Annotated in this window: 8 protein-coding genes; 5 read left to right on the forward strand and 3 right to left on the reverse strand. The window is 45.8% G+C overall.

Annotation, left to right across the window (positions count from 1 at the left end; translation table 11 throughout):
* The first annotated feature begins 5 nt into the window (after window positions 1-5).
* The 4 genes from HB364_RS26900 to HB364_RS26915 all read left to right on the forward strand — a co-directional run bounded on the left by HB364_RS26900 (window position 6) and on the right by HB364_RS26915 (window position 11270).
* The gene (locus HB364_RS26900; protein WP_167291515.1) at window positions 6-854 is read left to right on the forward strand and encodes a hypothetical protein; all 849 of its coding nucleotides are present in this window, start codon (window positions 6-8) and stop codon (window positions 852-854) included.
* Between the two features lie 94 nt (window positions 855-948).
* Window positions 949-9837: an RHS repeat protein gene (locus HB364_RS26905; RefSeq protein WP_167291516.1), complete on the forward strand. Its 8889-nt coding sequence runs from the start codon at window positions 949-951 to the stop codon at window positions 9835-9837.
* Between the two features lie 5 nt (window positions 9838-9842).
* Window positions 9843-10238, forward strand: coding sequence for a hypothetical protein (locus tag HB364_RS26910; protein ID WP_167291517.1), 396 nt, complete (start codon window positions 9843-9845; stop codon window positions 10236-10238).
* Between the two features lie 708 nt (window positions 10239-10946).
* Window positions 10947-11270 carry a hypothetical protein gene (locus HB364_RS26915; protein WP_167291518.1) on the forward strand — a complete coding sequence of 108 codons (324 nt, stop codon included), beginning with the start codon at window positions 10947-10949 and terminating at the stop codon, window positions 11268-11270.
* A 132-nt stretch (window positions 11271-11402) separates the two neighbouring features.
* Here the strand turns inward: HB364_RS26915 and HB364_RS26920 are convergent, their stop codons facing one another.
* The gene (locus tag HB364_RS26920) at window positions 11403-11762 is read right to left on the reverse strand and encodes a cupredoxin domain-containing protein (protein ID WP_208420110.1); all 360 of its coding nucleotides are present in this window, start codon (window positions 11760-11762) and stop codon (window positions 11403-11405) included.
* A gap of 658 nt (window positions 11763-12420) precedes the next feature.
* Between HB364_RS26920 and HB364_RS26925 the strand changes: the two genes are divergently transcribed.
* The gene (locus tag HB364_RS26925; protein ID WP_167291519.1) at window positions 12421-13008 is read left to right on the forward strand and encodes a hypothetical protein; all 588 of its coding nucleotides are present in this window, start codon (window positions 12421-12423) and stop codon (window positions 13006-13008) included.
* Window positions 13009-13067: 59 nt separating this feature from the next.
* Here the strand turns inward: HB364_RS26925 and HB364_RS26930 are convergent, their stop codons facing one another.
* Window positions 13068-14603 (reverse strand): PQQ-binding-like beta-propeller repeat protein, encoded by a 1536-nt coding sequence (locus HB364_RS26930; protein WP_167291520.1) that lies wholly within the window; start codon window positions 14601-14603, stop codon window positions 13068-13070.
* A gap of 234 nt (window positions 14604-14837) precedes the next feature.
* Window positions 14838-16199, reverse strand: a complete 1362-nt coding sequence (locus HB364_RS26935) for a hypothetical protein (protein WP_167291521.1) — start codon at window positions 16197-16199, stop codon at window positions 14838-14840.
* Between the last annotated feature and the right edge of the window lie 398 nt (window positions 16200-16597).

Genomic DNA, 16597 nt, shown 5'->3' on the forward strand with positions numbered 1-16597 from the left:
CCGATATGACTGATCAATCATTCACCCTGTCTGCCCGTTTTCGCCACCTGCTTGTCTTTGCCGGGTGCCTGTTCCTGCCGGTGATCCTGCAGGCGCAATCAAAAGATACACTGGCATTGATCAAACAGTTCATACAGGCCGGTAGCTCCTATAAAAAACTACCGCTGTACCTGGAGATAGAGCAACAGAATTCCACCAACTTCATCATCAGCGAGGAAGATACCACCTATACAAAGGGAACTTTTTACCTGCTGCCGGGTGTTTCCTATGTACGTTTTGGTGACATAGAACAGATCGTGAACGACTCGATGGCGCTGCTGGTGAGCGACAAAATGCAACACATGGTGCTGTTTGCCGATGCAAGGCCTGTACAGATGCAGCTAAAAGCCCTTACCGGACCGGCCTGGCAGGATACGTCGGCTATACAGGTAGCTACCAGGTTTACCGTGCAGGCCATCACACCGGGCGAAAACAGGTCGGCGCTGTTGCTTTCCGGTAAGCGGTTGCTCATGAACACTTCCCTGCCCCGGGAATCCATGGAGTTACATTATGATACCAGGTCCAACCAGCCGGTGAAGATCATCACCATTAAAAGAACACTGGTGCCGCTGGAAGCCAATGACTATAAAACGCTTCAAAGCAACGCAGCCATGGCTGGCAAACTGGTCAACAAAGAAGACTCAGCATACTATCTCGTCAAAGAGCAGGTAAGCCATTTTATATACCGGCAGATCCGGCATGATACCGCTATGAAAATACCGGTTATTCTAAGCGACAGGATCGGCAGGGATAGCGAGGGGAAATTCCAGCCGGTAAAAAACTATGAACATTACCAGCTCAGTATTAATGAATGAACACTTATCCTAACAACAGACTACCTAATTACCTATGCCATCCATCATGCAACCTGAACAACTGCTTCAAACAGGAAATCCTTCCCGGTGGAAGATGCCAAAAGTATTAGTCGTGCTCCTGGCTGCGCTGTGTTGTAGCCTCGCTGCCCTGGCCCGACAGCAGGATGATGGCATAGAGGACAATCCGCAGGTTCAACAGCTTACCGGCCCTGCGTTGACAGTAGGCGCTTCTATCTTCACTTCATTTATTCCGGGTACCCAAACCGATAGCGCTATCGTTAATATCGTTTCCCTGAAGCTGAAAGAAGAGACTGATCTGTTCATCAGAAATAACTTCACCGCTACAGTAAAGCTGAAAATTGTATATGGGAAAGATGCTGCCCACCTGGATTCCATTACTCAGCAGCTATTATCAGTAACTTATAATAGAGAGCAACGTTCAAAATACAATGCCCAAAATTATATCCATTTTAAAGGTGCAGGATATGTACGGGTTACGGTGCTGGAAATAACACCCTCAACGGTGGGCGCTATCAATATCGTCAATCTGTTGCAGGTAGAAAACGAAATGAGGGTAACACGTTACTATACCCTTGGCAATAATATTCAACCGGTATCATTTACTACCGGCACCCCTTCCTCTACAGATGATGAGCTGGGAGTGAACTGGGCCTGGCCCACCGATGCAGGCCATACCCATACCCAACTGGAATGGACCTGGCTGGAAAATGAAATGGCTTCCTATTACTATGTAAATGGTAGTTTGAATTACGACCTATTGTTCAGGAATAATTCCACCCGTATTGACCTGCCGCATAACATCAACAGCTACCAGATACCGCTGCTCTATGGCGATGCGGGAAAGCTGTATTGCAGGATCAGGGCGGTCAATATCAAAAAGAATGGCAGCCGCAGTGATGGCCCCTGGAGTACGCCCCAAAGCCCCTTCTTTGCCGGACACCAAAATAACCTGAACTGGCAGGCCGCCACAAGCTTTGCAGAAGAAGGGAAACGAAAAGCAGTGATCCAATACTTTGATGGATCCTTGCGCGGCCGCCAAACCGTTACCAAAGATAATGCTACCAATACCACGATAACCGCCGAAACCTTTTATGATGGTGAGGGCCGTCCGGGCATACAGATACTGCCGGTACCGGGTATCAGTACTAAGATTGGTTATACGCCCAATCTGAATTTGTTTGCAGCCAATACAACACTTGGATTAAATACACCGCAGGCAGCCAATACCGACCCGGCCGCTTATTTTGACCTGCAGCCCGTCGCTACTCCCACCAGCATTACCCCGGCACTACAAACAGGCAGCGGAGCTGCTTTATACTATAGTGCTTCCAATCCCGAAAAAACTACAGACGCTAATAAAAATATACCCGACGCAGAAGGCTATCCCTATTCAGTTACCCGCTATACCCCCGATGCTACCGGCCGTATCCAGGCCCAAAGCGGTGTAGGCGCCGCCCTGCAAATGGGCAGGGGACATGAAACGAAGTATTACTATGGCACTGCGGCCCAGGAAGAGCTGGACGGCTTGTTTGGAACAGAAGCCGGCAACTATACCCATTACTTTAAGAACATGGTAAAGGACGCCAATGGGCAGATGAGCGTGAGTTATACCGATATGCATGGCCGCACCATTGCCACTGCACTGACCGGCGATGCGCCTACCAATATGGTCCCCCTCTCCCTCAATGCCACACACTATCCTAATCAGGCAGGTACGCTCATTACCCGGAACCTGCTCAACAGTACCACCAATACCGTCAAGGGCAACAGCATTGAAGCTATCAACACCTTACTGGTGCCAGCCACTACCTTGCATGAGTTTACCTATAAACTCGATCCCGAAAAGCTGCAACTGACCTCCTGTACCGGCCCGCAGGTGTGTTATGACTGCATGTACAACCTGGAGATATCTATCACGGATGAATCTGGCGACCTGCCTCCCATTGTACGGCGTTACAACAATATTAATCTTGCCGCAGATGATGATTGCAATACCGGTGTTCAGGGTTTTAAGGATTCCACTGGCGCCTTGATCCCTAATAATACCATCATAGATACCATTACGCTGCTGCCCGGCGCCTGGACCATCCGCAAAACCCTCACCATCAGTGAGACCTCCCTGCAATTGCAGAAAGAAGCCTGGCTGCAGAAAGGCCTCTGCAAAACAGAACAGCAACTGATTGATTCGCTTAAAAGCGTGCTGGAAACCATTACTGGCTGTAATACGCCGGCGGCCCCCGTTACCTGTACTTCCTGTCTGGCTGAACTGGGAGATTCCATTACTTACAGGACGAATTACCTGAACGCAGTGGGCAATCCCAATCCCGTGCCGCCCTCCTTAAGTGATGAGATCCGTGCTGCCTGGAAGAGCGCCAAAGCCACTTGTGAACAGCTTTGTACCACCACTTCCGCCAACCTGCCTACCAAACGGCAGTTAATGCTGGGCGATATGATGCCTTATGGCGGACAATATGCCAGGGATACCGGTACCAGCAATACCTATAAAAAATACAATATTTTCTCTATCCAATATGCTGGCCAACCTTTCTTCAGGAGTCCGCTCACCGGGAATCAACCCGGTGCCAATTATTATAACTCCCAGGGGCAAGTCGATCCTGTACAGCAAACATTGAGCACCATTACGCCGGATGATTTTACTTCCGCCTTCCAGTACCAATGGGCCGAGGCCCTGTTGCCCCGTCACCCTGAATATGCCCGGCTGCTGTTTGCCGAAAACCAGTTGACGGGTAGCTACAACTGGATCAATACCTTCCTGCAAACAAATACCTGGGCACAGGCCGAAGCCGCCAATTATATCCTGTATACGGGCAACACAACTGCCGCCCCGCACAACGATCCGTTTTACGCGGTGTCGCCAGGCTCTAAAAGCGCCATGCTGACAAAGGTGAACGACAATTATATAAGCAGGGAAGACATTACGCTGAGCATGTGGCAGATGGCCTATGGGGATGTGCGGTGTAAAACCCTAACCAATGCAAGCCAGCAAAAAAGTTGCTACCTGAATGCGCCCAAGCAACCGGCCACCACCCTTCCTGCTCCCTTCAACAACCTGACTACCGCTGAGAAAGACCAGGTATGGCTCACTTTCCGGAGCTTATATGGCAATGAAAGAGAGCGGCAGGTAAATGACTACATCAATACCAGCGTACCGCTGGCCGATGCCAGCCAGATCGTGGCAGATGGCTATACTTTACACTTCCCTACAGAAGCGCAAATGGTGCAGCAGTACAATGACAACGGGGAGTGGAACTGGTGGCCCGCTACACCGGGAGGCCCGCCCGCTATGCCGCTCAACCAGGGTAGCACGTCTCCTGCACAAACCTATGCCAGCCGGTGCGACAGTTATATCAACAACTGGCGCCAGGCCCTGCTGCAATGCCCACAGTTGGCAGCCCATCCCGATACAGCCCTGATCCTTGCCGCCATTACTACCCAAATGGCAGCCGTGTGCAAAAAAGGAAGCGATGCCGCCAACCCTTATGGCGCTTCAAATGTAGCGCCCGGCACACCAGTGGATGGCAGTCCGCGCAATTTTGAAGAAGTGATCAACAAGGTGTTTGCCGACTACGATATTCCCGAAAACACGCTCTGCAATCCCTATGTGATTGAATTTCCCAAACCTTATGGCAAGAATCCCCGGTTTACTCCCGAATTGGTAACAACGCTGGATACCTGCAACTGCAGCCGGTTTACCCAATTAAAGAATGAAGCTACGCTGGCTGGTTATAATCCGGCTGTGCTTAGCTCACTCAACCAGTATTTCCTGGCCACCTATAATGACACCATTACTGCCACCCTGTATTACGCCTTTAACAGTTGCAGCCAGTTGGGCAACCAGGTGGTTTGCTATACGGTGTATGATACCATTTATCATCCCTGCGGCCAGCTTGATCCCTGCAACGCCTCACTCATGTCCCGTTCCGCGCAGTCCAAAAAAGGAACAGATACGTCTGCGTCTGCCAAAACCAACCAGATGATGGTGCCTGAATGTCCTACTGGCTATCATTGGAGCTATACATTAAACCAATGTGTGGAAGATGGCACCGAACCTCCTCTCTGTCCGGATGGATACCATTGGGATTTTGAATTGCTGATGTGCGTGGAAGATGCCCCTCCTCCCCAGTGTGCTACCCCTTGCCCCCGCTCTGTTTGCGATACGATTCGCAACTTCACCATACCTCTCATTACACCGCAGCCCTGGCCTGCCTTCCTGAAATGCGGTTATACAGGGGGGCGGCGTTGCCTTACCTGCGCCGATCTGAGTAGCCTTACCCAGGCCTTCAAAGACTCCTTTGACGCACCTTTCGATTCAGCGCCTGTAATGACATCAGGTCTTACACCGGAACAGATTGGTTATAATGTACTGTACCAGCGCTTCCTGAATTACCGCACCGGTTTCCAATACAACTGGCTGGAATACGCACAAGCAGCGGCTAATGCCGGTTGCAACCTGGCCAATCTCGCCGGTAATGCTACAGCTACGCAAAACGTGATCTGCGCCGATACCAAACCATTGAATGATACCACCGGCATCCTGCTCAGCAATCCGCCCTGTCAGCAGGCCTACAATATGGCAGTGGCCTGGGCCCAGCAGATATATGAATCGAGAACGCAAACCCTCATGGCCGATTTTGAAACGGCTTATCGCGCCAAATGCCTGGCCGCTGCAGCCATTGAGGAGTTTTCCGTAAAATACAATAGCAAAGAGTACCACTACACGCTGTATTATTATGATATGGCCGGCAACCTGGTGAAAACCGTGCCGCCCAAAGGAGCGAGACCCAATTTTACCGACACTTTCCTGCTGCAGGTAAGAAATGCCAGAAGGGATCATATGGAGAAAGCACCTTCCCATCACCTGGTAACCGATTACCGGTACAATAGCCTTAACCTGGTCAGAGAGCAACGCTCACCAGATGCAGGCACTACCCTGTTCTGGTTCGATCGTCTCGGACGTCTGGTAGTGAGCCGGAATGCCCAACAGGCTGCGAATGATAAATACAGCTATACCCGCTACGATCATTTGGGTCGCATGACCGAAGTAGGCCAAAAGCCACAAACTACGGCGATGACACAAACTACCAGTCAGGATACTACTGCGCTAAAGGATTGGCTGTTGAACAGTGGTGGAACGCGGGAACAGATCACTTTTACGGTTTATGATCAGCCCTATGTATTCCAGAATAATACCTATTTAACACAAAGGAACCTGCGTAACCGCGTTAGTTTTACTGCCACCCAAAAACTGGCTACAGATGCGCTCCACTATGCAGCCAGCTTTTATACCTATGATGAACATGGCAATGTGGATACCCTGTTGCAGGATTTTGCCGGTGTGCCGGAAATGGAAACCATTGACCAACGCTTTAAAAAGATCGCGTATAACTATGATCTCATGAGCGGCAAGGTGAATATGATGAGTTACCAGCCCGGCAGCTATGATGCTTTTTATCACCGTTATCAATATGATGTGGAAGATAAGCTCACCACTGTGGAAACCAGCCGTGATAAAATATGCTGGGAAAGAGATGTCGCTTACCAGTATTACAAATATGGCCCGCTCTCGCGTACCGTGCTGGGATCACAGCAGGTGCAGGGCATGGACTATGCCTATACCCTGCAAGGCTGGCTGAAAGGAGTTAATACCACCGGCATCAGTAATGTGGGTCTTGATATGGGCCGGGATGGATCCATCGGAGGCGGTAATGCGGTAGTGGCCAGGGATGCGCTGGGATTTGCCTTACACTACTACGATGCCGTGGAGGGAAGCAATGCCTGGATAGATTATAAACCTATTACTGGTACATCGGCCTTTGCCCGGCCGGGTGCAGCTTCCGCCTTTGTATCCCTGTACAATGGCAATATTGGCGCCATCAGTATCAATAATATAGGCTTGAATAAAGGAACCCAGTCTCCCATCAATACCCAGCCCTTGTTTTACCGGTACCGGCATGATCAGCTCAACCGCATGATAAGCATGCAGGCTTATAAGGGGCTCGATGCTGCCGCCAATCAATGGGCGCCTGTTGCTATTAGCGACTATAAGGAATCCGTGGCTTATGATCCCAATGGCAATATACTTTCTTACCTGAGGAATGGTACTCCTTCCATGGGCCAACAAGAAGTCATGGATTCCCTGACTTATTATTATGAGGGCAACTCCAACCGGTTGACTTACGTTAACGATTCTGTTTCTCTCAATGTCTATGCAGAAGACCTGGATGACCAAAGCCCCGGTAATTTCACTTATGATGCCATTGGCAATCTGAAAACAGATTTTGCTGCAGGCATTACCAACATCACCTGGAATGTGTACGGCAAGATAGCCAGCATAGAAAAGGGCAGCACGATCATTACCTACGGTTATGATGCGTCAGGTAATCGCATCACCAAAACGGCCAATAACAAAACCACTGTTTATGTGCGGGATGCATCAGGCAACGTAATGAGCATTTATGAAAAACCGGCCAGTACGCCCCTTAAACAGGTGGAAGTACATTTATATGGCAGCAGCCGACTGGGCATGACCACCACTTTAACAGCAGCACCTGTCACGGTGAACCTGCAAGGAGGGCTCAGTCCTGCCACCCTAAGCACCTTTACACGGGGCGAGAAGGTCTTTGAAATGAGCAATCACCTCGGCAATGTGCTCACCACCCTTACCGACCGTAAGTTGCAGCACAGTACGGATAGTACCTTGCGGGATTATTATGAGGCGGATATATTGACTGCTACGGACTACTATCCCTTTGGCATGATGATGCCTGGCCGTGGGGTGGCGTTAACCGGTTGTCATGAAGAGTTGCAGGATGCAGTGGAGTTGAAAGTGACCAGCGACCTGAATAGCGGAGTAACTCAACCAATTGCCAATAGGTACCTTCATAACGGCGTCACCTGGCAACAGCAGGCCAATGGTATTGTTTCACTTGTCAATGGGACTTTCCGGGTGGAAAACAGCGGTACTTCCGGCAGTGATGGTATGCTGGTGGTAGTGCCCTCCTCTATGATAGAGCCATTTACCACTTATATGATGGAGTGCGATATCATTGAGCAGTCGCCTAGCATTACAGAGTTCAACATACAGGCAATTTCTCAAACGAACGACTCCTATCGTGTGTCCATTCTTGCCTCCGGCACAGGACACCGTTCCATCATTTTTACTACGGGAGCTACAGTGGGTAACTTTGTGGCCTTCCGCATTTCGGCACGGCCGTCTACCGCAGGTTTGTATTTTATCGTGGACAACTTCTCGTTGAAGAAATATACCCTTGTCAATCAAACGCAGGAGTTCGCTACTGATTTCAATACAGCCAGCATGAGCGGTGTGGATATCAATGACAATGGTAAGCTATGGAAACCGCTGAATGCTTCTATTACCAGCCTGAGCGTGGTAGGTACAACCGATAAAAAAATTCAGGTGGCCTGTACCAATGCCAATGACAGCAGGATGATGACCGATCTGCCGGTGGTAGTAGCAAATGGAAGGCGTTACCTGATGAAATTTAGTGTAGAGCAAAGCCAGGCAGACAAGCGTGTATATTTGACGATACTCACCCGTTCGGGAGGCGGGGTCTGGACCGCTACGTCACATACAGGGTTGTTTTACCTAGGCTCCGGCGATTTCCAGTACAATTTTGAATTGCCGGCCGGTGCCGATCAGATGCAGGTTCACTTCTCCCGTTTCAATACAGGTAATACGTTCGATGGATTGGATGTGCCCTATACCATTGACAACTTCAGTGTGGTCTACCTTGAACCGAAAGACAAGAAAACTGTTACGGTTTGCGATCAGCCTCCCAGTGGAGAAGGTATATACCGGTATGGCTTTAATGGCAAAGAGAATGACAATGAAATAAAAGGTGAAGGCAACCAGCAGGATTACGGCCTGCGGATCTATGATCCAAGGTTGGGCAGGTTTTTGAGTGTGGATCCGCTGACTAAGGATTTTCCCTGGTACACTCCATATCAATATGCAGGCAATAGCCCAATATTAAATATTGATTTAGATGGTGCCGAACCGCTGCCATCTAATCCGATAAATGGCCAGCAAGCTATAGGAGATAATACAGGAGAGGGTATGACCCCCGTAAATGGATTTGTGGCAATTCCTAAGGAATCAAAGGTTTTATACCAACGTGTAGACCAAGGCACAAAAACAGGTGTGAAGGCGTGGATTCCCATAGCATTCAATACCCCGGAAGGAGAAGTATACAAATGGGATCAGGATAAAAGATGGTATGTTACAGATGAGGGTAAAGAATTTGTACAGGCAATGTATAATGATATTACAGATTGGGGTATGAGAAATATGGGTAAAGTGCTTACATCTTTTTTTGGAAATGCTTTAGAAGGTGACCCATTCAAGGATATAAAAGCGGCATATGACTATTATCTGGCAAATGGAGGAGGCAACGCCGGCGGATTTATATTGAATACCCTTAAAAGCTCTGTTTCAAATTCATATGAGGATATTAAGGCAGGAGGACATAGAAGATTAGGCGCTTTTATTGGAATCTGGAATTTCACCAGTAGCTTAGCGAGTGGAAGTTTATTGACAAAAAGTACTGCACCAATTAAAACAGGTACTCTTGTAACAATGGCGGAGGAATTATTTGCACAAGGCCTGGCGCAGGAGATGATGAAAAAGCCGATTAAATATGGAGTATACAAGCTTTTTGGTGCACAGGGAATGGTTGGCTCCACCTTTAACCTGAATGTCTTTTTTATGGAGACTGCAAAACAGTTTAAAAGCTTGAAAAATTTTCGGGCCGCAATGTCTGCCTTTGAAGACGCAGCTACCAAAGCTGGTGCAAAAAAGGTTTCAATATATGGTTCATCAATAGTAAATGATGGCTTTCTTAATGAATCAGTAATGAGCCGGTTTGGGTATACTGTTACCAAAACGAACTCAGGTATGCTCTTCGAGAAAGCCTTGAAATAAATTTTATGAATGCAAATAGTTTAAGGGCTATTTTCCTGCGAAAAGGAGAAGAAGGGCTTTATACAAAAGCTAAAAATATTATTCCTGGATATGTACTTTCAGATACAATTTCCGACAAAGACATTATTGTCAGCTATTACAAAAACGATGAAGAGTGGCTTGCTCTTACGGACTCTTTGTTATTATTTAAGAATGATTTTTATATGGACTTAATCAAGCTGAAATATACTGATATTGAAAATGTCCACCCTTTCCCATTTGGCGTTGATCCAAACTTTACAATGTCCAAAAGCGAGGATTTTATTTTCCTAAAAACCAAAACGGGGAATGTGTACAACCTGAAAGTTGAATCAGGCAGACCAAGAAATGGAATTCTGCAACTACTTCATCATGCAATCTAGATTAAAGAAGATGGATGTATAATTTTCATACAGGCATAACCGTACCTGAGGAATACTTGTAAAAGAACAAGTATTCCTCAAGGAACAATAATGTGGATGTGTGTTTCACGCTACAACCCAAATCCTTCAATCTGATCCGATACAAGCCTGATGAGTTTGCCCAATAGATCTGCAATAGCTTAAGCCCAGCAACCAAATCCTGTGCTTAAGGCAGAAAAATCATTATCTTTGACGCAGATACAACTTTCCGTTAGCATGTCAACTCTCCTATTCGCCCTTATAGGTATCCTTTTATTAGACTTCATGGCCATACTATTCTTCCTGAAACCTGCCTGGCTGGAATATGTCCGGATACAACAACTGATGAAAACAGGATATTTTACCAAGGGTCCAATCATAGACTACAATCAAAAAAAAGATGAGGATTTGCACACTACATATGCACCCATAGTAAAACTCACTACTCAAAATGGCCAGGAACTTATTATTGAATCTGATGATTATAGCTCTATACGAAAGGATATTGGGGAGTTGGTCACTATCTGTTACGAAGCCGAATACCCTGCAAATGCTATTATAAACCCACAGTCTTTAATCTGGTCTCACTTATGTGTTATGATCTTCGTCTCGATCATAATATTGGGGATTACTATTGGAGTGGTATTTTTTAGCAACACGTTGTAAATTCACTGAACACAACCAACAGATATGCCAACTGTTTATGGACCTCTTAACTCTCCCCTGGCTAAATCCCTTAAGACGATATGGCCGGATTTCCAGCATAAGAATATTCGACACACAAGAGTTGTAGTTCCTCGCCAACAAGCATGGAGCATCTATACAATCCGGTATAATGTAAAGCTAAGCAAAGCAGCCTTTTCAGATCAACCAGGATACGAAAAAGCATTAGCGGAATTAAACAGTTTTAAGGAAGAGCTTGTTGCGATTCATACATTCACTGATATTAAAGAACTCGTTATCGTATTTTCAGACGTGACAGATACTTTAATCATTGGGAGTTTCTTGTGGTAATCCAAAGCATTGGCGAAAAAGGCGAAAGTAGAAGCTGTAAAGACTACACTGGCTGCAAATCTCCAAGGATAAGTCCGAAATAAACCTCCGGGCTTTGTGACTTCCCGGAGGTATGTGTGATTTTTATACACTTTAATTTCCTGCCACCACTACAATTACAGCGGTCATTCCCAGGTGGTGCCTGCAATGATAGGCAATAGTTCCGGTGCTGTTAAATGTGCGACTGTAACTGGCGCCCGGTTGCATATCGCCACTATCAAAACTATTGTTATCAGCAGTAACGGTGTGAACCATCGTATCATCGTTTTTCCATATTACTGTTGTTCCCGACACAACCTGCAGGTTGGTGTTGGAGAAAACAGAATTCTTCATGAACACCGTGGGGGAATTATTGTTGCCATTTCCGTTATCCTTATCCTTACTGCAAGCCGCCATCAATGTAGCCATCAACAGGACCATAAAAGTGTAGCTAAAAAGATGCTTCGTTTTCATACACCTACATTTCAGATTTAACAAATAGCAGTGCAAAGAATATAAGTTGCAACAATTGGGCCCGGGGAAGCATTTTTAGACAAGAAAAGGCTTAGCGTCTGTATTTCAGGCAGCAATAATGTGTTAAAAAGTTCCCCCATAAGGGGTAGATGCTGTTAAAGTATACCGGATTCTATCGGTCCAACTCATTGGAGAAAACAGTTTTTTTCTTATATTGTAGTATACGATTACCGCATATTCATTCATTTTTTCATGATCAGCCTTTCGCACATATCCTACTTTTTTCTTCCTGCCGACCCTTCTCCCAGGGAGTCCTTGTGGACCGGTCTGTCTGCTTTTGCTTCTTTTGCCTACGCTTAAAGTACGCTTATGATACGCTCATGGTACGCTTATGATGCCCTCCACATCTTGGCTTACTTTCGGCTTAGTATGGACTTAATATGGGCCTGATAGGAGCAATATATGGGCTGCCTATAGCCGGTAACGCGGAAAGACCGGAAAGGGATATGAGATTGGGGTTTCATTTGTAATCAATAGTAATCATTTGTTATCCTTTATATTCATTTGTTTCATGCTCATTTGGAAATGGGTACCAGGCCGCTGTATGTTTGCAGTGAAAGTGGTGATGGTTCTTTTTCTAACATTTAAAAACAATTTTATGGCAAAGCAAAAAGGTACACATCGATTTACCGGTAAGATGGGCGCCACCATCGGGTATAAACTGAAGGATGAGTTCATCGAGCGTGAGAATGGTTCCAAAGAAGGCAAGGCGTTTAAGAAAGATCCGCGCCGTTGGCGTACGATGCATTATGCTGGTTTGTTTGCCCAGGCCTCCCAGACGGTAAAGTTTATTTATCGTGCATTACCGGAAGACCAACAGCAGCATGGCGTATATGGCAAGCTTTCCGGCATGGCATTTACGATGATTAAAACAGGTAAAACAGTAGAAGAAGTGAAGGAAGTATTGACAAAACAATATGTGGAAGATAAGAAGCCGCTGGTGGAGGAAGTTGTCGCGGCATCCTCCACGCAAAGCGGGACAAGCTCTTCGGGAGACAGTGCGAAGAAGGAGGCCGTGGACACAGGCACGTCTTCACGCCAGCCTGCTCCGTCTGCTTTCCCGCAGAATCGGGATAGGCCCTGCGAGGGTGAGACAGGTCGCACTAATTCTTTTAATCCGGAAAGGGACCTGTATGTGATGGCTACTGTAACCATGCCTGGCTTTTATTCAACGGTGTGCAGATGAGGTGGTTTAAAATGCAAATGAGCGTTGAACTATATTAATACATAGCTAAAATAATGATGCTAGTTTTTCATACCTGAGGTAGATGGATAATAAACCTTGCCGGCGGAGTCAACAACACTGGGATGACCTAGTATCGGGTTAGGAGCCGCATAGACCCATATCTTTTCGCCTGTTCTGGCATCCAAAGCATATAAATTTCGGTTGACGCAACCTATATAAATGATGTCATTGGCTACTGTGGCGCTGCCAAATAAATCGTCTCCAGTGGTGAATGTCCATTTAAGCTCACCGGTAATGGCATTATAAGCATACAGTTTGGAATCTTCGTTCCCATAGTACACTACATCTTTGGCTACAGTCGGACTGCTATAAAGTGATTTTCCTGTAGGCGTTTTCCATTTCAGAGCACCATTGGTGGCATCGAGAGCACATATATACCAGTCCAACTCATAAAGTTCCAGTCTGCCGGCAATATATATCAAACCATTGGCCGCAGTGGCACTGCTGTATGTTAGCCCAATAACCGTTTTCCAAACAATTTCCCCTGTATGAGCATTGAGGGCATAGAAATAACCTCCGCCCGCAACATACAATAGGTCTCCCAATATCAATGGATTAGCTCCGATAAAACTACCACCAAGATTTCTTTTCCACTTAACGGCACCGCTGGCTAAATCCAGTGCCATCATATCGAATACGCTATCTATATACAAATTCCCATGTGCAATAGTCGGGCTGCCTTGGAATAAGGTGTTGGTGCTATTAGGAAAGTATCTCCATTTTACAAAGCCGGTACCAGTATCTAACTTATAAATATTGTTGCTTGACACAGCAAATAATTCATCGTTATACATCAAAGGACTCCCTCCAATACCTCCATAAAATCCAGTTATCCATTTCTGTGTGCCGGTGGTTCCATCAAGCGCTGAGAATTGCTGCCATACGTGCTGAATATATACCGTTCCTTTATGGAGTAAGGGAGCTGATCTTGTCGGATGCCATAACTTTTTTTTCCAAATCTCTTGTCCCGTTAACGCATCCAGGGCAAAAAAATAATCTTCGTCATCACCGAAGTAAACAATCCGGTTGGCTGTATTTAACAAAGGTTTGTGTTTGCTAATTTTAACAGTATAGGAATGCGTGGTGCCATCCCCCGCCATGACTTGGTATACTACTGGCATAGAGAAATCCCGGTTACTGCCAGGATCAGGAGATATAGTCTTACCATTATGAACAATTGTTGCTTTCAGATTAGTAATATTTGTTTCTGCTGGAACCCATGCACTGATGGTGTCTGTCCCAATAGTGGCAGTTATATCATTAGTAAGGAAACCTGCATTATCTGTTTTTAGAAATATGAATGAGGTAATTTCCTTTTTGTCAGATAGCGAATCTTCATCATAGGGTTTGCTACAGCTATGCAGGACTATTATGATAGGAAAGACTGCCAGCAATAAAGTAATCGGGTATTTGGTAATGGAGCGCATGGGGCATATTATTAGAAAGTAGAAAAATCTTTTATAAAACTGTTTTCTGCGCTGTTTATTTTTAGAAAAGTGAAAATTCCCTTCGTTTGAAATCTTTATTGTATCCAATCATCAGCCTCTTTAACTGCCTGATAGATCATCTTATCCGACAAACGCTATTCATTCGGCTTTACCTGGTGGTGAGTCAGTTACCATAGCTGCAGTCGCATTCTTCACAAGATTATAAACAACCTGCTAAACCTGTCACTGGAAAGAATTTATACAGACAAGTTGAATATTTTGTAGTATCGGACTTCCATCATCCGACCTTCCATCGTGCAAATGCACTTCCAATAGCATAACCTACATCTTCACCTTGATCGTCCCCCATTTCCCTTCATCGCCTATGCCGCCAAGTCCTTTAACTTCCAATACCGGCACCAGGAACTTATCGGGCGCTACCGGGCGGATAAATTCTCCAAAAGGAACAAAACCGTCGGCATTGTTCATGACCATCTCCCGCCTGATGGTTCCATCTCCATCAAAATAAGCAGCAGCTAATACAGCGTTTTTGTATTTATTGGAGGAAGTGGGTGGCTTGAGAGGGTCCCTTTTTAAGTTATCTTCATTGTCATTATAAAAAATAAAAAGTTTATTACCACAGGGAAAGGCTGCATACGAATCACCTATTGTACTGCCGGCGCTCACACGGTATTTGGGAATGGACGCTACCCTTACAACTCCCTCATGGATACGGGCATGCAACAAGCTACCGGAAATATTAAATGTCGCCCTTCCCGTCCAATTTGTTGTCCTCCACATACCTACCAGGGCCAGGCTGCCATCTGCCAACTCAAATCCCTGTAGCCGCACATCATTCAAACCGTACTTTTTTTCTTTGGTACTGGCCCAACCATCAGCAGTCAATTGTTCGATCAGTTCTTTGCTAAAGGGTGTTTGGGTATCGCCTTGCAATAGGTAATCTGCTGTTGAAATGGCTTTTTGGTATAAGCCGCTGAGGGCAAATGGATGTTCAGAATAACTGCCTATCACATGGACCAGTTTGCCCGATTTTGAAGGTATCAATAGTACCTGGTACACTTTGCTATCCCTGGTTTTAACCTCATGCTCTTTTAACTTACCGGAAAAACTATAAACCCCCACTTTATAAACCCATTCGTCTTTACCAGTACTATATTGATAAGAAGTATAGGCTATGCCATTATCGTCCAGGCAGGAAGTGAATTCCTGTATCTTATCCGTTTTAGCCACTATATCATCTTTCTTCCACTCAAGGGCCAGATCTTTGTCGAGAACTGCCAGATAAAACCGGTTGCTCAGTGTGGACGACCAACTCACCAGCAGTTTTTTATCATTGGGAGACGCTTTTACTTGTACACTTACTGCATCGTACAGCTTTTCCGATTTAAAAAGCCCGGTATTCGCCTGGGGCATTTCGAATAGCAGCGTCCCCTCGCCGGGTTGCAGGGTTTCCGGGTCAATGCTGGCAATAAATAATTTGAGGCTTCCTGTTTCCTCTTCATAAATATAATACAACAGGTAAAACTTTGAACCGAATTTCCTCAATTCTGCAGGAAAAGGGCCAAACTTCTTTTCGCCATTTAGCAGGTCATATTTCTTTAGCACCTTCATGGTGCTGTCGAACCTGAACAACTTAATCCCCATCTTTACCTTCGATAACTTGAAGGTATAAATCAGTTGCATATTTGTATAATCCGGGACCATGGTAATAAAGTCTGCATGTAACCCGGGAATTGAGTTAAGGGGCGGCACCGCTTTATATGTTGGGGACAGGGTCGTTTCAAACTGTTGTGCACTGCCTTGAAGATATATCAGGCAAAGAAACGGTATGATTGTTTTTATGAAACGACGTGGTGACAGGAGGTGATTACTAAAGAAACCAGACATGAAAAGAATATTTAGTTGTTCCTTTTAACTGATTTCGCCTGTTTGTTATTACAGAAATTCAAAGAATAATTATTGGAAAGAAATATAACCGGTAGATAGTTTCGAGCTTATTAACTGCAATTGCTTTCTGAAATAAATTCATCAACAAACTATGTTTCAAAATATCTACACTTCCTACCTTATTGATCATGGTT

Source organism: Paraflavitalea devenefica, assembly GCF_011759375.1.
Lineage (GTDB): Bacteria > Bacteroidota > Bacteroidia > Chitinophagales > Chitinophagaceae > Paraflavitalea > Paraflavitalea devenefica.